The 18,578-nt window shown below is 60.4% G+C and carries 29 protein-coding genes; 20 read left to right on the top strand and 9 right to left on the bottom strand.

Going from position 1 to position 18,578, the window contains the following annotated elements:
* Nucleotides 1–5: 5 nt before the first annotated feature.
* The 7 genes from NCR38_RS22230 to NCR38_RS22260 are packed head-to-tail and all read right to left on the bottom strand — an operon-like array spanning nucleotide 6 to nucleotide 3,363.
* Nucleotides 6–188 (bottom strand): hypothetical protein, encoded by a 183-nt coding sequence (locus tag NCR38_RS22230; protein ID WP_250477605.1) that lies wholly within the window; start codon nucleotides 186–188, stop codon nucleotides 6–8.
* On the bottom strand, nucleotides 181–684 hold the full coding sequence (locus NCR38_RS22235) for a hypothetical protein (RefSeq protein WP_250477606.1): 504 nt from the start codon (nucleotides 682–684) through the stop codon (nucleotides 181–183). The genes NCR38_RS22230 and NCR38_RS22235 overlap by 8 nt, the downstream gene beginning before the upstream one ends.
* Nucleotides 681–947, bottom strand: coding sequence for a hypothetical protein (locus tag NCR38_RS22240; protein ID WP_250477607.1), 267 nt, complete (start codon nucleotides 945–947; stop codon nucleotides 681–683). The genes NCR38_RS22235 and NCR38_RS22240 overlap by 4 nt, the downstream gene beginning before the upstream one ends.
* A complete protein-coding gene (locus NCR38_RS22245; RefSeq protein ID WP_250477608.1) occupies nucleotides 944–1,174 on the bottom strand; it encodes a hypothetical protein in 231 nt (76 codons plus the stop codon). The genes NCR38_RS22240 and NCR38_RS22245 overlap by 4 nt, the downstream gene beginning before the upstream one ends.
* Entirely contained in the window at nucleotides 1,171–2,247 is a 1,077-nt protein-coding gene (locus NCR38_RS22250; RefSeq protein ID WP_250477609.1) for a hypothetical protein, read from the bottom strand. The genes NCR38_RS22245 and NCR38_RS22250 overlap by 4 nt, the downstream gene beginning before the upstream one ends.
* The gene (locus NCR38_RS22255; protein WP_250477610.1) at nucleotides 2,237–3,151 is read right to left on the bottom strand and encodes a YqaJ viral recombinase family protein; all 915 of its coding nucleotides are present in this window, start codon (nucleotides 3,149–3,151) and stop codon (nucleotides 2,237–2,239) included. The genes NCR38_RS22250 and NCR38_RS22255 overlap by 11 nt, the downstream gene beginning before the upstream one ends.
* Nucleotides 3,148–3,363: a DNA-directed RNA polymerase subunit alpha C-terminal domain-containing protein gene (locus tag NCR38_RS22260; RefSeq protein WP_250477611.1), complete on the bottom strand. Its 216-nt coding sequence runs from the start codon at nucleotides 3,361–3,363 to the stop codon at nucleotides 3,148–3,150. Before NCR38_RS22260 ends, NCR38_RS22255 begins: the two co-directional genes overlap by 4 nt.
* Before the next feature lie 699 nt (nucleotides 3,364–4,062).
* Here NCR38_RS22260 and NCR38_RS22265 point away from each other — a divergent pair.
* The 11 genes from NCR38_RS22265 to NCR38_RS22315 are packed head-to-tail and all read left to right on the top strand — an operon-like array spanning nucleotide 4,063 to nucleotide 8,472.
* Nucleotides 4,063–4,287, top strand: coding sequence for a hypothetical protein (locus tag NCR38_RS22265; RefSeq protein ID WP_250477612.1), 225 nt, complete (start codon nucleotides 4,063–4,065; stop codon nucleotides 4,285–4,287).
* Between the two features lie 19 nt (nucleotides 4,288–4,306).
* Entirely contained in the window at nucleotides 4,307–5,305 is a 999-nt protein-coding gene (locus NCR38_RS22270; protein ID WP_250477613.1) for a hypothetical protein, read from the top strand.
* Nucleotides 5,295–5,792: a hypothetical protein gene (locus NCR38_RS22275; RefSeq protein ID WP_250477614.1), complete on the top strand. Its 498-nt coding sequence runs from the start codon at nucleotides 5,295–5,297 to the stop codon at nucleotides 5,790–5,792. Before NCR38_RS22270 ends, NCR38_RS22275 begins: the two co-directional genes overlap by 11 nt.
* Nucleotides 5,789–6,028: a hypothetical protein gene (locus tag NCR38_RS22280; RefSeq protein WP_250477615.1), complete on the top strand. Its 240-nt coding sequence runs from the start codon at nucleotides 5,789–5,791 to the stop codon at nucleotides 6,026–6,028. The genes NCR38_RS22275 and NCR38_RS22280 overlap by 4 nt, the downstream gene beginning before the upstream one ends.
* Nucleotides 6,025–6,372 carry a DnaB-like helicase N-terminal domain-containing protein gene (locus NCR38_RS22285; protein ID WP_250477616.1) on the top strand — a complete coding sequence of 116 codons (348 nt, stop codon included), beginning with the start codon at nucleotides 6,025–6,027 and terminating at the stop codon, nucleotides 6,370–6,372. Before NCR38_RS22280 ends, NCR38_RS22285 begins: the two co-directional genes overlap by 4 nt.
* The gene (locus tag NCR38_RS22290; protein ID WP_250477617.1) at nucleotides 6,365–6,553 is read left to right on the top strand and encodes a hypothetical protein; all 189 of its coding nucleotides are present in this window, start codon (nucleotides 6,365–6,367) and stop codon (nucleotides 6,551–6,553) included. Before NCR38_RS22285 ends, NCR38_RS22290 begins: the two co-directional genes overlap by 8 nt.
* Nucleotides 6,550–6,762 (top strand): hypothetical protein, encoded by a 213-nt coding sequence (locus tag NCR38_RS22295; protein ID WP_250477618.1) that lies wholly within the window; start codon nucleotides 6,550–6,552, stop codon nucleotides 6,760–6,762. The genes NCR38_RS22290 and NCR38_RS22295 overlap by 4 nt, the downstream gene beginning before the upstream one ends.
* Nucleotides 6,763–6,764: 2 nt before the next feature.
* Nucleotides 6,765–7,319, top strand: coding sequence for a RusA family crossover junction endodeoxyribonuclease (locus NCR38_RS22300; RefSeq protein ID WP_250477619.1), 555 nt, complete (start codon nucleotides 6,765–6,767; stop codon nucleotides 7,317–7,319).
* A gap of 17 nt (nucleotides 7,320–7,336) precedes the next feature.
* Nucleotides 7,337–7,555, top strand: coding sequence for a hypothetical protein (locus NCR38_RS22305; RefSeq protein ID WP_250477620.1), 219 nt, complete (start codon nucleotides 7,337–7,339; stop codon nucleotides 7,553–7,555).
* Nucleotides 7,552–7,791 carry a hypothetical protein gene (locus NCR38_RS22310; RefSeq protein WP_250477621.1) on the top strand — a complete coding sequence of 80 codons (240 nt, stop codon included), beginning with the start codon at nucleotides 7,552–7,554 and terminating at the stop codon, nucleotides 7,789–7,791. Before NCR38_RS22305 ends, NCR38_RS22310 begins: the two co-directional genes overlap by 4 nt.
* Before the next feature lie 15 nt (nucleotides 7,792–7,806).
* The gene (locus tag NCR38_RS22315; protein ID WP_250477622.1) at nucleotides 7,807–8,472 is read left to right on the top strand and encodes a hypothetical protein; all 666 of its coding nucleotides are present in this window, start codon (nucleotides 7,807–7,809) and stop codon (nucleotides 8,470–8,472) included.
* 176 nt (nucleotides 8,473–8,648) lie between these two features.
* Here NCR38_RS22315 and NCR38_RS22320 read toward each other — a convergent pair whose 3' ends face one another.
* Complete coding sequence (locus tag NCR38_RS22320) at nucleotides 8,649–10,343, bottom strand: AIPR family protein (protein ID WP_250477623.1); 1,695 nt, start codon at nucleotides 10,341–10,343, stop codon at nucleotides 8,649–8,651.
* A 377-nt stretch (nucleotides 10,344–10,720) separates the two neighbouring features.
* Here NCR38_RS22320 and NCR38_RS22325 point away from each other — a divergent pair, with 377 nt between their 5' ends.
* Both NCR38_RS22325 and NCR38_RS22330 read left to right on the top strand, forming a co-directional pair.
* On the top strand, nucleotides 10,721–10,990 hold the full coding sequence (locus NCR38_RS22325) for a hypothetical protein (protein ID WP_250477624.1): 270 nt from the start codon (nucleotides 10,721–10,723) through the stop codon (nucleotides 10,988–10,990).
* Between the two features lie 9 nt (nucleotides 10,991–10,999).
* Nucleotides 11,000–11,347: a hypothetical protein gene (locus NCR38_RS22330; protein WP_250477625.1), complete on the top strand. Its 348-nt coding sequence runs from the start codon at nucleotides 11,000–11,002 to the stop codon at nucleotides 11,345–11,347.
* A 51-nt stretch (nucleotides 11,348–11,398) separates the two neighbouring features.
* On the opposite strand, the gene NCR38_RS22335 is transcribed toward NCR38_RS22330, so the two are convergent.
* Nucleotides 11,399–11,791: a surface-adhesin E family protein gene (locus NCR38_RS22335; protein ID WP_250477626.1), complete on the bottom strand. Its 393-nt coding sequence runs from the start codon at nucleotides 11,789–11,791 to the stop codon at nucleotides 11,399–11,401.
* Between the two features lie 338 nt (nucleotides 11,792–12,129).
* Between NCR38_RS22335 and NCR38_RS22340 the strand changes: the two genes are divergently transcribed.
* From NCR38_RS22340 to NCR38_RS22370, 7 genes are all read left to right on the top strand, one after another.
* The gene (locus tag NCR38_RS22340; protein WP_250477627.1) at nucleotides 12,130–12,426 is read left to right on the top strand and encodes an HNH endonuclease; all 297 of its coding nucleotides are present in this window, start codon (nucleotides 12,130–12,132) and stop codon (nucleotides 12,424–12,426) included.
* A 174-nt stretch (nucleotides 12,427–12,600) separates the two neighbouring features.
* Nucleotides 12,601–13,143, top strand: a complete 543-nt coding sequence (locus NCR38_RS22345; protein ID WP_250477628.1) for a ParB/Srx family N-terminal domain-containing protein — start codon at nucleotides 12,601–12,603, stop codon at nucleotides 13,141–13,143.
* Between the two features lie 5 nt (nucleotides 13,144–13,148).
* The gene (locus tag NCR38_RS22350) at nucleotides 13,149–14,240 is read left to right on the top strand and encodes a DNA cytosine methyltransferase (protein WP_250477629.1); all 1,092 of its coding nucleotides are present in this window, start codon (nucleotides 13,149–13,151) and stop codon (nucleotides 14,238–14,240) included.
* Nucleotides 14,224–14,700 carry a phage terminase small subunit P27 family gene (locus tag NCR38_RS22355; protein WP_250477630.1) on the top strand — a complete coding sequence of 159 codons (477 nt, stop codon included), beginning with the start codon at nucleotides 14,224–14,226 and terminating at the stop codon, nucleotides 14,698–14,700. The genes NCR38_RS22350 and NCR38_RS22355 overlap by 17 nt, the downstream gene beginning before the upstream one ends.
* Complete coding sequence (locus tag NCR38_RS22360) at nucleotides 14,660–16,477, top strand: terminase large subunit (RefSeq protein ID WP_250477631.1); 1,818 nt, start codon at nucleotides 14,660–14,662, stop codon at nucleotides 16,475–16,477. Before NCR38_RS22355 ends, NCR38_RS22360 begins: the two co-directional genes overlap by 41 nt.
* 11 nt (nucleotides 16,478–16,488) lie before the next feature.
* Nucleotides 16,489–17,094 carry an HK97 family phage prohead protease gene (locus NCR38_RS22365; RefSeq protein ID WP_250477632.1) on the top strand — a complete coding sequence of 202 codons (606 nt, stop codon included), beginning with the start codon at nucleotides 16,489–16,491 and terminating at the stop codon, nucleotides 17,092–17,094.
* Nucleotides 17,091–18,578, top strand: coding sequence for a phage major capsid protein (locus NCR38_RS22370; RefSeq protein ID WP_250477633.1), 1,488 nt, complete (start codon nucleotides 17,091–17,093; stop codon nucleotides 18,576–18,578). Before NCR38_RS22365 ends, NCR38_RS22370 begins: the two co-directional genes overlap by 4 nt.

Here is an 18,578-nt window from a genome sequence, read left to right on the forward strand (position 1 = left end):
GCTGCCTACGGTGCGGTATGAATCAGATGCAGGATAGCCCACGACGCGGACGTGATGGCGAGCAGCAGCAGAACGATCACGAGCGCTGTAAGCAGCCCAATCGTTAGCTGCGCGAGGAGCGGCATCCGGCGCGGCCGCTGGCTGCTCAGCGAGCGCGGATCGAAGAACCTCTGATGATCGTCATTCATCTTCCTCGCCTCCGTCGATCGTTGCCTCGCTGATATCGAGCGTGCCCTTGATCGTGTGTTTCAACACTGTCATGACTTTGGCCGCTTCGTCTTCGTTCGGATGAACCTGCAGGCGCCAGACGAGCCCGCACGTCCCGCCCTCGTGCGGTGTGAGACGCAACTTGTTGAGCTTGCCATCGACGAGACGCAGTTCGTTTTTCTTCGCGCCGAGGTGCAGGACCAGCGCGACGGGCGACACACTGCCGTTCCACGATAGCGGGCCGAGTTCAGGAAAACGCAGATGCGGCATGTGCTGCGCGTTTTTCCCGAGCAAGTCGCCGTCGCCGTTCGCGCGATAGAGCGACGGTCGCAAGTTTGCATCGAGCTTGTCGAGGCAAGTGTTCGGCATGTCCATTTCGACACGTAAGTCCATCGCGAGACGTTCATCGTCGCCCGCGACTTCCGTCCTCACGTTCACATGCACGATGCGCAGTTCGGTTTGTTGAAAGTCGATCACGACCTCTCTCCCATGAAAATTGCCGCCGTCACGAACTGCCCGATCGCGAACGCATCCGCCTCGTTGCGTAGCTCCTCGAGCGCTTCGACCGCCTGGTCGTTGTTGAGCTGGCAGACAACCTCATGTAGCCGCATCAGCACGATCACGCCGCAATAGAACGCGCGCTGCATGTCGGCGTGCTGGCCTGGACTCGCGTCGCTCGGAATATTCGCTTTCGCAAAACGCTCGAACTCAGACGCGAGCACGTTTGATCCGAGAATCACGATTGCCCCCTGTCGCGCTGCATCGCCTCGATGAACGCGCGAAGCGCGTTGACCATGTCATCGGCGTTCGCGTTGGACAGATAGTTGAACCGCCCCGGCGCGTTCAGTTCGAACACGAACAGCGCGAAGCCGTAGCCGCGAAACACATCGCTCAGAATCGCGCCGGTCTCGCGCATCGTCTGGCGATGACCTTCCTCGATCGGTCCGTGCGAGTTCATCTGGCTCATGTCGTCGCCTCCGCTTCGCCCCCGTCTTCAAGCTTGTGCATGAAGCCCTCGAACATCGTGCGCAGTTCGCTCTGCTGCTGATCGTCCTTTACCTGGGCGATCAGATCAGCCGCGGCCGCGAGTGCGTCGGTGTCGCGCCGGCGCAATGCCGCTTCCATCGAACTGGCGACTTCGGCGAACGTGACCGCGATCGGCTCGCCCTTGCTTGCATCGTTCTGTGTGGCATTGTTTTGCGTACCATTCGTCTCGCCTTTCTTCGCCGCCGCGGCGGCGCGCTCGCGATCGATCTTCGCCTGATAGTGCTGACGCGCCTGTTCCTTTTCCTTGTCGTCGCTCAGGCGCTTGGCCATTTCGCCAGCCGCTTTGAGCGCGTCGCCGCTCGTCGCCGAGTCGATCGCCTTGATGACGGTTGCGAGCGACACAGGCTTGAGTTTCGACTTGATGCGATCGCGTGTCGAACGATTGGGCGGCGGACCCGCCGGGTGAATCTCGCCGGTATCCGGCTCGACTTCCTCGACGCGGCCCATGTCGATCGCTTCGCGCACGAGTTCGGTCATCGGTATACCGCGCAGCAGATCGGGAAACTGATCGCGCAGCGCGAAGCCACGGGCGCGCATCTGAAGCATGCGCTTCGGATACTTCTGCCAGACGTCCTTGCCGATCAGACCGGCCGTCTGCGCGTCTTGGACACTGAAGCTAGCCGTCTTGTCGGCTTTGTGGTGGCGCTTGGCGGTGCAATAGGCGGTCATCTCAGGTGTGTCTTCGTCTTCGAGCCATTCGATCACATCGACGCAGAGCGGACTGGACGTCACCAGCGCGAGCACGGCATCGCCCCATAGCGTCGGGCGGTTGCCGACCACCGCGACGTTCTGCAAACTTTGAAGCGGCTTCAATCCAAGTTCGTTGCCCCAATGCATCGCGACCGCGCACTTCTCGGGCTTGCCGTCATAGTCCTTGGGCGCGAGGCCGCTGGCCGCGACCATGCGCGCGAAGTCCATCAGTTCTTCATAGCTCTGCGGGCCGAAGTTCGCCGGCATGTTGTCGTCGTTGCGCGGAACCATGTCATTCGTCATGCTCGTCTCCCTTGATGGACTTGAACCTGAAATCGATGTACGAAGTCGGCTCGACCGTAAAGCCGCGCCGGTTCACGACCTTGCGCCGATACTCGCCGCCGACGTTTGGTAACGCGCCGATCGCAGCTTCGCCGAGCAGATCGAGCAGATGCGCCTTGCAGCCGTTCGCGATCGCTTCGTATTGCTTCACCTTCTTGGCCGCATCGACCAAGACCTGATGCCAGCCAAGCGCATCGAGCGGCAGTTCGACCGTCTCGCCGTTCGTGCCGGGATACAGTTTCTTGAGTAGCGGGATAGTGCTCTGATGGCCGTAGTCAAACGGCGGCGGTTCATCGCGCACGACGCAATCCCAGAATTCGCGCTCGCGATCGACGATCTCTTCGATAATCTCTTCGTCGCGCGGGATCTCATAGCGGCGCAGTTCGTTACCGCCCACGCACGCGATCAGCGTCCACACGTCGAACCTTGTGACTTCCAAGTAGTGCTGGCATTGCAGGTAGTGGCGCTCGGGTACATCGGCCGATCCTTCCTTGCCCCATTCGCCCGAACGCTCGACGATCAGACGATCGACGTTCTTTAGTTCGACGCCGTTCTTTTTGCCGACCACGACACGGTCGACGTTCGCGCGCATCCACGAAAAGCTCCGATGCACGAGCGCTTGATGACGCTGGCGCAAAGTCATGCCGTACTTCTCGGCCGCCCAGTCCGCGATCGCCCCTTCCATGAATCTGCCTGCCGCCATGCGATCGTTATCGGGCGTTTCGGGCAGACGGTTGCGTTTGCGCTCGAACAGTTCGCGGCGCGTCACCCAGGGATCGAGTCCGAGCGCGGCGGCGCATTCAGAACCGCCGAGGCCCTGCTGACGTTCGGCGAGCCATACGGCCCGGTCAACCTTATTCATCATTCGTCCTCCGAAGGTTTGAGCGCGAGGCCGTACAGCGCGAGCGCAACTTCAATCTCCATGATCGAGCGCCAGCCGAGCCCGCGAACGTGCATCAGCTGGTCCGACGACTGCCCGACGATGTCCGCGACCGTGCGCAGCCCGACGCGATCGAGCGCTGTGCAGATTCGCTTATCAAGATGCAATTCGCTTCGCGTCGGAAAGGAGTTCGCCATGTAGAACGCCCGATGCATTTGGCAATAAGAGTAGAAAAGCTAATGCAAGTGAAACACCAATAATCGAGCCCGCCGCGCGAAGGTGGCGATTAAAGGTTGGGTCGGAAAAGCAAGCGCGCGAACGGCGCTCCTTTATTAGCCTGATAAGCGTCTTCATCGGACGCGGGATTACAAAGTAGACCCGCGTCTTTTAAAAAGATAGGGGCGGTTTTGTCATTTTTGCTGCATTGCCAAAAATTGATTTGTAACAGAGAAGTTAAAGCAGAAGATTAGTTTCACCTTGCAGAAGTGCAACGGATTTGCCTTCGAGAGAGGTATTAGTAAGGAGAATGACCGTTCGTTTGTAGAAAGTGCTACAGATCGAACTAAGTATAATCACCTAGAAAAAAGACGATCGGTGCACGAATTCATCCTTATATGGACATATCGCTAGTACGCACGTCCTAAAAACTGTTCTAAAAATATTTTTACTCGGCAAAAGTTGCACTCGGCCGTTAACCCTAAGTAGCCTTTCCCTTGCTGGACAAGGGTTTGACCGTCGTCACCTTTCCCAACCGTGCCCTGAACGGTGTTTAGAAAGGTCTCTTTAACGGGCCGATTGACATTGCGGGGTATTGGCGAGCGCGACCAAGAGGAATAGAGTTTTTGCCGTTGGGCCCGTCGCGCGACGGTCGGCATAATGCCGCGGAGTAATTGACCATGCAACCGAATTCCGAACTTCGCCCGACGATCACGCGCCGGCAGCAGCAATGGATTAACGCTCACGAGCGCGAGCAACAGAATCGCTCGCCCAATGTATTCGGCTGGTGGTGTGATATGCGGATGAAGGGCCGCATCGAGCATACGCCGCCGATGACCTTGGGCGACGAGCTTCGCCACTTCAACGCGACCCAGATCGCCGACCTGCCGTACAGCACCCGCTGATGCGTTCAGGACTGAGATCATGGCCCGCATCCGTACCGTCAAACCGAAGCTCTTCACCCATGAAGGGCTTTACGATGCCGAGCACGAGACCGGGCTACCCTTACGCCTCTCGTTCATCGGTCTATTCACTGAAGCCGATCGTGACGGCCGCTTTCAATGGCGGCCCCGTACGCTTAAAGCAGCGATCCTCCCATTCGATGACGTTGATTTTTCACGCGTGCTCGACGCGTTAGCCACGCGTGGCTTTCTCGTTAAATACTCGTCGCGCGCCGGTGAAAAACTCGGCGTTATCCCAACTTTTCGTCTGCATCAGGCGATTAACAACAAGGAACCGCCTTCGACACTCGATGCGCCGAGCGATGAAGATTTAGCGCGTGCATTGAGCCTTGCCAGTCAAGCGAATGCGAACGCGTCGGTCACGCGTCAATCACGCGTGAATAACGCGTTACCGCAGTCGCTTAGGAAGTCACGAGGGGAAGGGAAAGGAAGGGAAGGGAAAGGAAAGGAAGGGAAAACAACAAAACCCTCGCTCGACGAGACGAAGACGGTCATTCCCGCGCACGCGCGCGAGGTCGCGCCGACATCGTCGTCGTCGTCGTCGAGCGAAGTGGTCGCGATCGAAACGGCAATGCGCGAGGCGCACGCTCGGGGCATTCCCGATGCGAAACGGCGGATCGTCGAAGCGGCGATCGCCGGCGCGACGTCCGAGCAGATCGCGGACTGCCTTGCCACCGCCGCGCAGCAGAAGCCTGACGGCTTCACGGCGAACTACGCCCTGGGCATCGTGCTCAACCGCATCGAGGAAGGCTTCTACGCCAACGGCCGCGCCCACGCCGCGCCGACGATCGCACCACCGCGCACCGCCTACCAAGCCGCACGCATGGCCGATCTCGACGTGGCCGAGCAAATGCGCGTAATTCGCGAACGCCGCGAAGCCGAGGACGCTCGCGAACGACTCGCCAACGACGAGCACACCATCGACATGCCAACCGACGACGAGGCACGCCATGACCGCTAAGCGCGAAGCCTTGACGCTCGCGGATATCGAGCGTTTGTTCGACAAAATGCACGAGACGTGGGGCGAACGTTTTCTGAAGCATTGGGCCGGTTGCGACATGGCGAGCGTGCATCACACGTGGCTCGAAGGTCTCGACGATCTTGACCGCAAGGCGATTCGCTACGGCACATCCGCCATGCTGCTCGATAACGGCGGTCCGATCGATTTGCCGCGTTTTCGTGGGCTCTGTCTTCGCGGACGCATGCAGCAGACCTTCGTGCCGCCGATGCTGACCGAGGCGTGGAAGATGACGCCGACTGCGCGGATAGCTCTCGACCACATCAGAGCGATACTCGGATCGGTCGAGGCAAAAATCATCGCGATACCGAACTATGGTCGAGACGATACGCCGCTTCCATCTCGCGTTCCGAGTCCGCATATCTACCAGGACGAACTACCGCAACGCCAGCGCGAGCCCGGTGATGATGACGCGGGGAAAGCAGCATGAGCACCTTCGCCCGTATCGCAGCGAACCGGCTGCGCGATATGTCCTTGCCGCTGACCGAACAGGAACGGCTGTCGTATGCGCATTTGCTCGACATGCTAAGCACTGACGTGGGTCGATGCTATACCTGCCTGCAACACATGGCGCAGATGATCGATGCGCGCTTCGAGGCCGGTGCCGATCTGACCATCGAGCTACCGCGCGAGCTTCATCGCATCATCACCGGAGAACAGCGATGAATGACCGTGACGCCTTCCCGTCCTATGAGACCGATCTGCGCTCTCGTGGTGAACGGCGCGTGCTCGCGTGTCTGCTTCGTCGTAACGAGTCGCTCCGTCATTGCGCGTGGCTGATGCCGCAACACTTTTCGTGCGATCAGAACGGCATGATCTTCGCCGCGATTCGCGCGCTGATGGCACAAGGACGCGTCGCCAACAAGGAGACCGTGTTCGCCCACCTGCGCGAGAAGTTCCCGCGCTATCACGTCAGCGCGCCGTACTTCCATGCGCTCGGTGAACTGCCTGCGCACACCTCGCACATCGGCTATTACGCGGCGAAGCTGCGGGAGGACATCCATGTTTAATCCGCTCGAAAAGGCACTGTTCGACGCGCTCACCGAAATCACGAAGTGGCCCGATAAAGGTACGCGATACGGTCAGCAGAACATCAAACGCTATGCGCGCGCGCAGCTGACGTACGCCGCGGGACTTATTAACGACGTGCCCGCGAAAAAGCGCAGGACCGGACAAGGGGAACCGGCATGATGGTTACGCTCGATCTGTCATCGGGGCTCACGCCCATCGTGCTCGTCAACGGCGAACAACTCAAAGGCGTGACGCGCTGCGAGTTGGTCATCACGCCCGACGATACGCCGGTCCTGCTGCTGCGTCTCGTGCACTTCAAGGTCATTGGCGCGACGCTTCCCGTGTTCCATTCGCCGGCTGTGCCTCGCGAACCGGTTGGGAGTGCGTGATAATGGCCGCCCGTCGCGCATCCGTTCGTGCGCCTGTTCACAATCTGGCGCCCGCGATCGCGCTCGACAAGCCGCTGACGCTGACGTTCCCGTATCCGGTATCGGCCAATCGCTACTGGCGCAGCTACATCGTTAACGGCCACGTCCAGACGGTCGTCTCTGCTGAAGCCAAAGCGTATAGACGCGAAGTCGCTTGGCTGCTGAAACTCGCCAAAATTCGCGAACCGATCTATGGACGCGTGGCGCTGACCGTGAAGCTCTTTCCGAAGCTGCCGCTCGATGCGCGTTCGCGCGTGCGCAAGCAAGGCGACGAATGGGAAGACGATGTGCGTTGCTGCGACCTGGACAACGCCCTGAAAATTTTGCTCGATTCGATGAAGGGTCACGTGTTCATCGACGATCGCTTCGTCTGGCGGCTGCACGCCGAGCGCGGCGAACCGAAGCCCGAAGCGAGCGTCGAAGTAACGATCGAACGTATCCCCTATATCAAGCCGCAGCAGTCGTTATTCGACAGCATGCCGCTACAACCCTTGATCGAAGATCCATTCGAATCATGAACCGACAAGGACTTCTGATGACTGTACGACTAAACGCCATTCGCCATCATCTGGCGAACGACAACGAACGTCTGCGCGACGCGCTGCGCCTGATCGTCGATATGTGCAACAGCCAGCCCGATAACGAGATGAACCGCTATATCGCGCGGATCGCGCGCGCCGCGCTCGTCTCGGCTGTGCCCGAAAACCAGACCTTGCGCAATCCCGCGCAGCCCACGGAAGGAGAAACCGCATGACGACCGCGCCTCAACAGCAGGGCCAGCAACCCGCGCAGCAGCAGCCCGGAACGCAGCCGGAACCCGATCAGACGCAAAAGCAGCAGGAGGACAACCAGCGCCAGCGTGACGACAACCAGCGCCAGCGTGACGACAATCAGCGTCAGCGCGACGACAACCAGCGCGAGCGGGACGAGCATCAGCGCGAGCGCGAGGACGGTGAGAACGATAACGGCGACGCTAAACCCGCCGCCTAATGACGGACGACGGCCATGCGCGGTGAGACCTTCCGGGACGTGAACGTGGCTCTGACGACTAGCTACCGGCTGGCGGATCTGCCTGCGGTCGAAGCCGGCGCGACTCGCCGCGCGCTCGTCACGGTCGCGTGTCTGGGGCCCTCACGGAGTCGTATGCACGCCGATTGGGTGAAGCGCCTGATCGGAGAGCCTTCGCGCGTGGTTGATTTCTCCGGTTTATCTTGGCTCGAAGCACGCGCTCAATGCGCGCTCGTACGTCAAGCCGTGCTGGATCGTCTGTCGCCCGCCCAGGCGTGCGCCGTCTTCGCGCGCTTTTCCGAAACCCCCAGCGAGAAGCAAATGGGTGTGTCCGGCTTGGTGGAGTATCTCTCGGCCACGAAATCTGCTCCTGCTCGCGCTGCACCCGCAGCCGATCCGCTCGCCGACCCACTGTGGGATCTGCTCTGGCGCCGCTATCTGCCGGCGCGCCGTGGCGACGGCCTTTCGCTGCGCGAGATCGCCCGGCGCACACATACGAGCAAGTCGGACCTATCGCGCCGCGCAGCGGAACTCGATCGGACCTTGAACGAACTGGAGCAGCGGGCGCTTGAAGTTCTTGAACAGACGTTTGTCTCGCAAGGTTTGTGCGATACGTTGCCCGCGGGTTCGAAATCCATTGTCAACAGATTTGACGACCTCTAACGCGTCGGCTCCCGTTCGTTGGCATCGTGCATGATCCCGTCGCAGTTTTCGCTACGGCCGGTCGCCGAAGGAGCCACTGACGCGTTCCGAAGTAAAGGGTTCATTCGCCGGGTTATCTCGTCGTGCGCGAACGCCCGTGTTTCGAAAGGCGTCCGCGATGAAAGACTACGTTCGAGCTAGACGTACGCAACTGGTACGCGAGCAAGCTCCTCGATGAGATCGCCACGTCGGAACGTTCCTGCAAGACGCTGAAGAGAATGCTCTTCGCGGTTATATAACCCCGCTAGAGCTTTCTTGACGTCCGACACAGAGTTATCAAAAAGCGTCTCTCCTTCCTCTTCGATAATACGGCGTGCCTCTGGGAATGTTTTATGGTCGAACGCGACGTCGGCGCCGATACCAACGAGCACCCGCAGGTATTGTCCCATTCTCATTGCTAGAAAGCATGACGCGTAGGGTACGAAGTCCGGCGCATCGGGTGCGGGTCGCTTGCGCTTGTTTTCAGCGATCCGATAAATCAATGTCGAAACGATGACCTCCGCGCCGGTCAGTTCGCCGCAGAAGATGGTGTCATATAACTTGCCGAAATGCTCACGGCTGAAAAACTTCGCCTGATGCGGTCGTCGCAACCAAACGGATAGAACGGCTTCCGCAGCTGTACCAATCGTAATATCGTCGGGCCTAGTTGACGCTTCATTACGTTTGCGCCGATACGAGTATCCGAGCTGCGCTATGTCTGTCTCAAGCCGAAGCTGGGTAGCGTCGTTCGATTTCAGGTCGCGAAGGTCAACCGGATTCTGGCTGTTGGTCGCATAAGTAATGTTTTGTACGAAATCCGCTTGCGCTTCTGATAATTGATACAGACGCACAAGGACCGTCGCTTTCTCGATTCCTTGGCGCTCCTGCTCACTCATCGCGCGAATCGCCCGGAAGATAGTGTTGGACGTCTGCCCCCCATTGATAATCTGGAGGTTCTCGATTCGCACTTGGTAATCGCTCTGCTGAAGCGCGTTGTACTCGAACTTCGAGCAGGTCAACGTTATGCCGTTGTTGTAAAAATAGAAATTGGAGCGGTCATCGTCGCGAGTCAGAGTATTCCTAATTCCCTCGTTGACACGATTTCCCGTCAGCCCTAGATAGCGACGAATGTTTCTTTCGAGAAGACGGTCGCCATGTCGTTCGACCAGTGCTGCGATTTCGCTTACGGCCACCTTGCCAACCAGAACCCGATTGAAGTCGAAGTCCTCGACGAGAGCCTTGCCCGTGAATTTAAGGGAATCGTTTACTGGCTTTGACGCCTGCATGATAGAAAGCAAGCGATCGTGGTTGACATGTTCCCACGTCACCTGGCCACTGGCGCCGAGCAAATCTATCTGACTTTGTGCCTCTTTCGACCAAGTCACACCGTTGTTACACAGGATCACTCGAATTTGCGGGATGAAACCGTCGCGTATCCGCGAACGTACACCTTCGACTTTTGCAAGCAGCCTTTTATTAACCGTGATCTCAGCGGCAGGGTCGAAGAGGTAGCGGACCGCATTGATTGCAGCTTTGACTCCATTCTCGGGGAATGCGCTATCGCCATCTAGATTTTGCTTGTATTTGCCCTGGAACAAGGTCACGACGAACTCGCCGTCCTGCTCTTCGCTGGCATACAGCGCGTCGGCCCCAAAATCGTTGCCGCCCTCGGTCAGACAGTCGAAGGCTTCGTCATCGTCCAAAAGAAGCAACGTTTGCACACACATGAAGACGAAGCTCAAGGACTTCAGTTTTGCGTCTTCGTACATGTTGAGTTGCTCGCGTGCTGGCTCTCGGACCTTCTCCATTAGAGCGGTTACGCGCTGATCGATAATTGCGGCAGATACGTCCATCCGTCCATCCTCTTGTTAGCGGCTTCAAATGTCGCCGGTAGCGACGTGCAATAGGACATCGGCACGTGCACAAGAAACTTGAGGCTTGGACGTCAGGATGCGGGAAAAAAGTTTGCATATACCAGGGGCATTCAGGTCCGGCAAAATTTGTCAAGCGAAAGAGCGATTTGGGAGGAAGCTGTCGGGAATTACGGCAAGCCTCGGCGCGATCGCAGCGTCCAGCCCGCAATCGCCACGCGTGCGGTATCCAGCGCGCACACTTGCGTTGCTGGGACAAATTGCCTACTCTTTGCGCAGAGTAGGTGTCGTGCGCCTGCTCCGGCAATGAGTCCGCTTCCTTTTATAGGGCAGCGGACTTTTTTTTTCGAGGTGCGGATATGGCGTTCGGTCTGTGGTTGCACAGGATGCTCGGCTATCCGTCCGTCAGCGCTATCCAGATCGCAAGTCTGCATCCCGGCGATCTGCTGATCGTTCAGCTTCCCGAGCACGCGCCCCACGATCAGGCGCTGCATATCGCCGATGTGCTGAAAGAACGTCTGCCGTCCACGGTGAACTGCGCCGTGATGATCGGCGATGACACTCGCTTCGATGTGATCCGTGTCGTCAATCCCGCTGACCGCCCGTTTGCCCGGCCGATCGGTGGCTAAGGAGGAAACATGCTGACGATCCAGCAAGCGCGTGACATGCGGCAAGGGATAACCCTGACGGGTGATCGGAACCAATGTACCGAATGCGGCGAACTGTTCAACAGCAACGGCGCATTCGAGAAGCATCGTGTCGGCACGGTCGGTGTACGTGAGGGTCCCGACGCCCGCCGCTGTCTGACGCTAAGCGAGATGCGTATGACCGGCATGGTCAAAAACGACGCCGGCTTCTGGATCAAGTCGCAGATGACAGATGAAGCACGCGCATCGTTACGTCAGTTCGTCACCGCGCCGCTAGAAGACGCTGGAACAGGGTCGGACGTAGTAGCACAGCGGGCTACCCCAGCCAGCGCCTCCTAGCGAAACAGTGATTTAAAGGTGCCCGATGACTAGCGTCCGGAAGACGACGATTTACTTGCTTGCGCAGTGCGCGTTAATCATCTTTTCAGCGAATGAACCCGGTACAGGTTCTTCAAACTTGTTCGGTGCGCCTTCGACTGTATCTATCAACCTGAAGCTGTGGTCATAGACGGCCATTTGACCGGACGAAAACTCGTGATCCGAGCATCTGAGGGTATAGCGAATCACTGTTCGCCCAACACGTTCGCCGCCCCGTACGTTCGGGACTCCGTTGGGCCAGTCGGAACGCACCCACACTTTCCGATAGACCCCATCGCTCGCGATCGTATCGAGGTCGACGCTGATCGTGCGATTCGGGGTTGGATCGACAGTCACCCAGTTTTCGGCGAACGCGCTGCCGGTCGCACACGCCAGTGCGGTGAAGGCAACCAGATTCTTAAGCATGCGGTTTTAGCTCCTAGCTTTGCATTCGACCGTCATGCGGTATCGACTGCTGGTTCGTTCCGGGTTTCCGACCAAGTGATAACCCTGAGGGCAAACCGACGCAGCTTTGTTGAATGCGATCGTCTGAGAAGCCTCGTTGATGAAATAGGTGCGACCTCCATCAGGGCCACGAGCAACGCTCCGCGGAGCACTGTCGCAAGCGGCCAGAACAACGACGAGCGACACGGCGAGTTTTTTCATATTGGTCTTGACTCTCGATTGATGGGCGCCTTACGGCTATCGCGGTTAACGGCGCTCGCGCGCATTTCTTTAGCGGTACCCGTGACGCGATGACAGAGATGCTCGACAAACGCCAGCAGGCCCGCACGCGTGGCCGTGCGTGGCAGCGCATACGCACACGTCAGCTGCAGTCGCATCCGCTCTGCGCGATGTGTCTCGAAGCGGGTCTGGTCACGCAGGCCGACGAGGTCGACCACATCGTTCCGCTTTTCAAAGGCGGCTCAGACCACCCGACCAACCTGCGATCGCTCTGTTCGCCGTGTCACGAGGCCAAGACCCGTGACGATCTTGGGCTGCGCGCCCTGGGCTGCGACCTCAACGGCGTGCCCGTCTCGCCGCCGACGACAAAGCGCTGACGAACCGCACGCGCGTTCACTCGGGAGACTAGACCCGGGGGCGCTTTCGTAACTTTTTCGAGGCCCGCCGGACACCTAGCGCGATGGTTTATTTTTATGACCGCTTTTCACGACACAGGGGGTCAAATGACACAGCGCATTGCGCGGCGCGCCGACAACGCGCAAGGAACTGCGATGGAATCGCCTTCAGACGCACCAGAATCGCCACAATCAGTCCCTTGGCCCGCGGCCGCTATCGAACGTCGCCCGCTCGCGCTGCTCGTCCCGTACGCGCGGAACGCGCGTCTGCATTCCGACGCGCAGATCAGCCAGATCATGGCTTCGATGGCCGAGTGGGGCTGGACGCAGCCGATTCTGATCAGCGAGAACGACACGATCATCGCCGGTCACGGCCGCGTCATGGCCGGTATGCGGCTAGGTCTCGAAGAGGCTCCCGTGATGGTTGCGCGCGGCTGGTCGGAAGCGAAGATCCGCGCGTACGTGATCGCGGATAACCGGCTGGCCGAGAACGCATCGTGGGATCGCGAAATGTTGGGCGTGGAGTTGACCGAGTTGCGCGACCAGTTCGACCTCTCGCTGACCGGCTTCACCGTAGGCGAAATCGACGCGATGACGGTCGGTGAACTGCCCGATCTGGGCGTCGAATACGACGAGTCGGCGGCCGGCAAGGTCACTTTCATCAAATGCCCGGAATGCGGGTATGAGTTCCCGAGGTAACGGCTATGGCTTATCCCGACCGATTGAACGAGGCATGGCAAGCGCACCTCGCGCCGCGGGCGCCGAACGCGCCGACGGTCGTCTCGACGTTCGCGGGTTGCGGCGGCTCGTCGCTCGGCTATTCGATGGCGGGCTTTGAAGAAAGGCTCGCGGTCGAATGGAACGAGAAACAGGCGGCGTCGTTCCGCGAGAACTTCCCGCACGTGCCGCTGTACCTGGGCGATATCGCGGCGCTGTCGAGCGAGGACGCGCTACGCATCGCACGTCTGGCGCCGGGCGAACTCGACGTCTTCGACGGCTCGCCACCGTGCCAAGGTTTCTCGACGGCGGGCGCGCGCGTGTTCGGTGACGGGCGCAACCAACTCTTTCAGGAGTTCGTGCGGCTCTTACGCGCGTTCGCGCCTAAGACGTTCGTGATGGAAAACGTACGCGGGATGGTCATCGGCAAGATGCGCCTGATCTTCGCCGATATCCTCAAGGAACTGAAAGAGTCGGGCTACACGACCAGCGCGCGCATTCTGGTCGCGGGACATTACGGCGTGCCGCAGATGCGCCCGCGCATGATTATCATCGGCGTGCGCAACGATCTGGCGATCGAGCGCGGTGTCGTCGCCGGCCATCCGCCGCCGTGCGCGATCGCGCCGACCGTGCGCGAGGCGTGGCACGGGCTCGTCAACTCGGCCGACGAATGCGCGCTCGCGCGTTTCGGCGTGAACCGGATCGTGCACCGGCTGCTGTTCTACATGAAGCCGGGCGAATCGGGCGATCAGTACCACCCGAACAAACAGCTTTACGGGCTGCATCGGCTTCATCCGGACAAGCCGAGCCCGACGATTCTGCGCAACGGCGGCGCAGGCGGCGCATGTGAGGCTTGCCATCCGACCGAACATCGGCGCATAACGATTGCGGAAGCCAAGCGACTCGCATCGTTTCCCGATCAGTTCGTGCTGCGCGGCACGTTCGAGGAACGATGGGCGGCGATTGGCAATTGCGTCCCGCCGCTGTTCATGCGGGCGATCGCGCTGCACGTCCGGGGTCTGCTCGAACACGCGACGATGTTTGATGAAGTCGAGGTTCACCATGCCGCAACCCCGTAAGCCGACCGCGCTGCGCATCATTGAAGGCAACCGCGAGAAACGGCCGCTACCGAAGAAAGAACCCAAGCCGCGGCGCGGCATCCCGCAACCGCCGCCGCATATCGTCGGCTACGCGCTCGAGGAGTGGGAACGTATCACGCCGGAACTGCACATGTCAGGCGTGTTGACGATGATCGACGGCGCGGTGCTGGCCGCCTACTGCATGGCCTATCAGCGCTGGCGCGAGGCGGAAGAAGCGCTCGCCCGCATGAAGGCGCGCGACAAGCTGACCACCGGCTTGATGATAAAGACGAAGAACGGCAACGCGATCCAGAATCCGCTGGTCGGTGTCGCCAACCGTTCGATGATGCTGCTGCATCGGTTCGCCAACGAGTTCGGCATGACGCCGGCCGCGCGCGCCCGGATCGAAGTCGATCTGCATGACCCAGAGCACCGGACCAAAGCCGACACGTACTTCTGACACGGTGCGCGATTACGCGCGCTCGGTGGTGTCGGGTAAGACTGTCGCGGGTCCGCACGTTCGCGACGCGTGCCGGCGACATATCAACGATCTGAAGTACGCACGCGCGCGCGGTCTGAAGTGGGATCGAGCGGCCGCGCAGCGCGTGATCGCGTTCTTTCATGACGTGCTGAACTTGAACGGCGGCGAGTTCGAGGGCAAGCCGTTCAATCTGTTGCCGTGGCAGCAGTTCGTCGTGGGCTCGATATTCGGCTGGAAGCGCGAGGACGGCACCCGCCGCTTTCGCGAGGTCTACATCGAGGGCGGCAAGGGTTGCGGGAAGTCGCCGCTCGCGGCCGGGATCGGGCTCTACATGCTGGTGGCCGATGGCGAGGCGCGCGCCGAGGTCTATGCGGCCGCCACGCGTCGCGATCAGGCGATGGTGCTGTTTCGCGATGCCGTCGCGATGGTGCAGCTGTCGCCCGCGCTCGCATCGCGCACGACGCTGTCCGGCCGCGATGACCGTGTCTGGAATATCGCCTACATCAAGACCGGTTCGTTTTTTCGGCCGATCGCCTCGGACGAGAGCGGCCAGAGCGGACCGCGCCCGCATTGCGGGCTGATCGACGAGGTTCACGAGCATAAGAGCCCGACTGTCATCAACATTATGCGGGCCGGCAAGAAAGGACGTCGCCAGCCGCTGATCCTGATGATTACGAACTCGGGATTCGATCGCACGTCCGTCTGCTATGAGCAGCACGAGTATGGCGCGCGCGTCTCGTCGGGCGTGATCGAGGACGACGCGTACTTCGCTTATGTCTGCGCCCTGGACGAAGGCGAGGAACCGTTCGATGACGAGTCGTGCTGGATCAAGGCGAATCCGTCGCTTGGCAGCACCATCGAACATAACTACCTGCGCGAACAGGTTAGACAGGCGCGCGGCATGCCGTCGCTTGAATCGACCGTGCGCCGGCTGAACTTCTGTCAGTGGGTCGATGCCGCCGACCCGTGGATCAGCGCCGATTTGTGGTGCAAGTGCGAGGTCGGTGCGCCGCCGCTCGCGCAGCCCACCAGCGAACAGGACGGCGGTTCGCGTTGGAACGATGTGGTCATCGCGGCCGCGCGCGAACGCGAAGCGCTCGTCGAACGCATGAAGGGCCGGCGCATCGCGGGCGGGCTCGACCTGTCGGGAACACGCGATCTGACCGCGCTCGCGATCGCGTGCGAGCAGGACGATGGCAGTGTCGATGCGCTCGTCGAATTCTGGACGCCGAAAGACACGCTGCGCGAACGCGCCAACCATGACCGCGTGCCGTATGAGGCATGGGAAAAAGCGGGCTTGCTGCACGCGTGCAAGGGTCGCGCGGTCGATTACTGCGATGTGGTTCGGCGGCTGGCGGCGCTCGATGCGGAACTCGCCATCGGCGGGATCGCGTTCGATCCGTACCGCATCAAGTACTTCGAACGCGATCTCGACGACGAAAACCTGTCAATCAAGCTGGTGCCGCATGGACAGGGCTTTTTCAGAGCGGCCGAATCGGGGCTGTGGATGCCGCGCTCGATCGAGCAGCTCGAACAGTTGATCTTCGAACGCAAGCTGCGGGTCGCTTTCAACCCGTGCCTGAGATGGAACGTGTTGTCGACCGTGACCGACACCGACGCGAAAAATAACCGCATCTTCAACAAGCGCAAGGCGGCCGGTCGGATTGACGGGCTGGTGGCGCTGACGATGGCTGTCGCCTTGCTGCTCGAAGGCAAGACCGAGCGCGAGCCTGAGTATCAAATGTTTTTTCTGTGAGAGGTAACGTCATGAAACTGGAACGCGCCTTTACATTGCTCGAAGTGCGAGGCATCGACGACGACGCGCGGCATATCGAAGGCATCGCCAGCACGCCGACGCCCGACCGCTACGAAGACATTGTCGAACCGCTCGGCGCGAAATACGCGCTGCCGATGCCGCTGCTCTGGCAACACCGCAGCGACGCGCCGGTTGGACACGTCGAGTTTGCCAAGACCCAAGCCGACGGCATCCCGTTCAAGGCGCGCATTCTGAAGACCGACGAGCCCGGCTCGTTGAAAGACCGCCTGGACGAAGCATGGCAGTCCGTCAAGCTCGGTCTGATTCGCGCGGTCTCGATCGGCTTTCGTCCGCTCGAATATTCGCATATCGACGGCGGCGGCCTGCGGTTCCTGTCATGGGAATGGCTCGAACTGTCGCTCGTCACGATCCCCGCCAATGGCGAAGCCACCATCAACGTAGTGCGCAGCATCGACGCCACGGAACGGGCCGCGTCCGGCCACGGCTCCTCGACGATCGAACGCCCTGCGTCCCGTATCGTGCGCTTGCACGATGATTCACTCTCGCGCGCTCGCGAACCCTTCGTTATTCAAACCATTCACCGGAGCGTGAAATGAAATTTTCAATTCAGGAACAGATCGCGGCCTATGAAGCGCGCCGCGCCACCGCGAGCGCGCGCATGGTGGAAATCATGGAAGCATCGGCCGAGAAAGGCGCGACGCTTGACACGGCCGAGCAAGAGGAATTCGACGGGCTGCAAGATGATCTGAAGGCGATCGACGGTCATATCCAGCGGCTGAAGTCGATCGAGTCGCAAACGCTGCGCTCGGCCACGCCCATCATCGTGACCGATCCGAACAGCGCGAGCGCGGTGCGCGGCGGTGGCGTACAGGTCGGTCCCGCGCGTAGCGTACAGGTCCAGCGCAACCTGCCGAAAGGTACGGCGTTCACGCGCTACGCGATCGCGCTGATGCGCTCGCAAGGCAATCTCATGCAGGCGGTCGAAGTCGCGCGCGGCTGGCATGACTCGACGCCGGAAGTCGAAACCGTGCTGCGCGCTGCTGTCGCCGCGGGCACGACGACCGATCCCGCTTGGGCCGCGCCACTCGTCGATTACGCGAACATGACCGGCGAGTTCATCGAACTGCTGCGCCCGGAAACCATCATGGGCCAGATCAACGGCTTCCGGCGCGTGCCGTTCAATATCAAGATGCCCGCGCAGGTTAGCGGCTCGTCGGCGAGCTGGGTTGGCGAAGGTGCGCCGAAGCCTGTCAGCGCGCTTGCGTTCAATACCGTCACCCTCGGCTTCAGCAAGGCGGCCGGTATCGTCGTGATGACCGATGAACTCGTGCGTTTCTCGAACCCGTCCGCGGAAGCGATCGTTCAGCGCGACATGATCGCGACTATCGCGCAGTTCCTTGATATCCAGTTCATCGATCCGGCGATCGCGGCGGTGGTCGGCATCCATCCGGCCTCGATCACGAACGGCGCACCGAATATTCCCGCGAGCGGCATCACCGCCGATGATCTGCGCACCGATGTGCTGACGCTGTTCGCGATGTTCGTGCAGGCGAACATGAGCGTGCGCGGCGCGTACTGGATCATGGACCCGATCATGGCTATGGCGATCGGCATGATGACGAACGCGCTTGGACAGGCTGAGTATCCGACCATCAACATGAACGGCGGGACGTTCTTCGGTCTGCCCGTGGTCGTGTCCTCGAACGTGCCGCATCATCCGGCCGGCGCCGATCCTGTCGCCGACCCGGCCACGACCATGATCGTGCTGATGCTGCCGAGCGAAATCCTGCTGGCCGATGATGGCGGCGTCGCGCTCGATGCGTCGCGCGAAGCGAGTCTGCAACTCGATAGCGCGCCGGTCGCGGGAGCCACGCAGCTTGTCAGCCTCTGGCAGAACAACATGATCGCGCTGCGCGCCGAGCGTTTCATAAACTGGCAACGCCGGCGTGCGCAGGCCGTCGCCTATATCTCGGGCGCGCGCTATGGCGGCGTTGTCATTCCGGCTCCGCTTCAAGATGGCACGGAAGATGAAACGGACCGCAACCGGGATGATGGACTGGTGACGAACACGCGCAGCTGA

The sequence above is a fragment of the Caballeronia sp. INML1 genome (genome assembly GCF_023631085.1).
GTDB classification, from domain to species: Bacteria; Pseudomonadota; Gammaproteobacteria; order Burkholderiales; family Burkholderiaceae; genus Caballeronia; species Caballeronia turbans.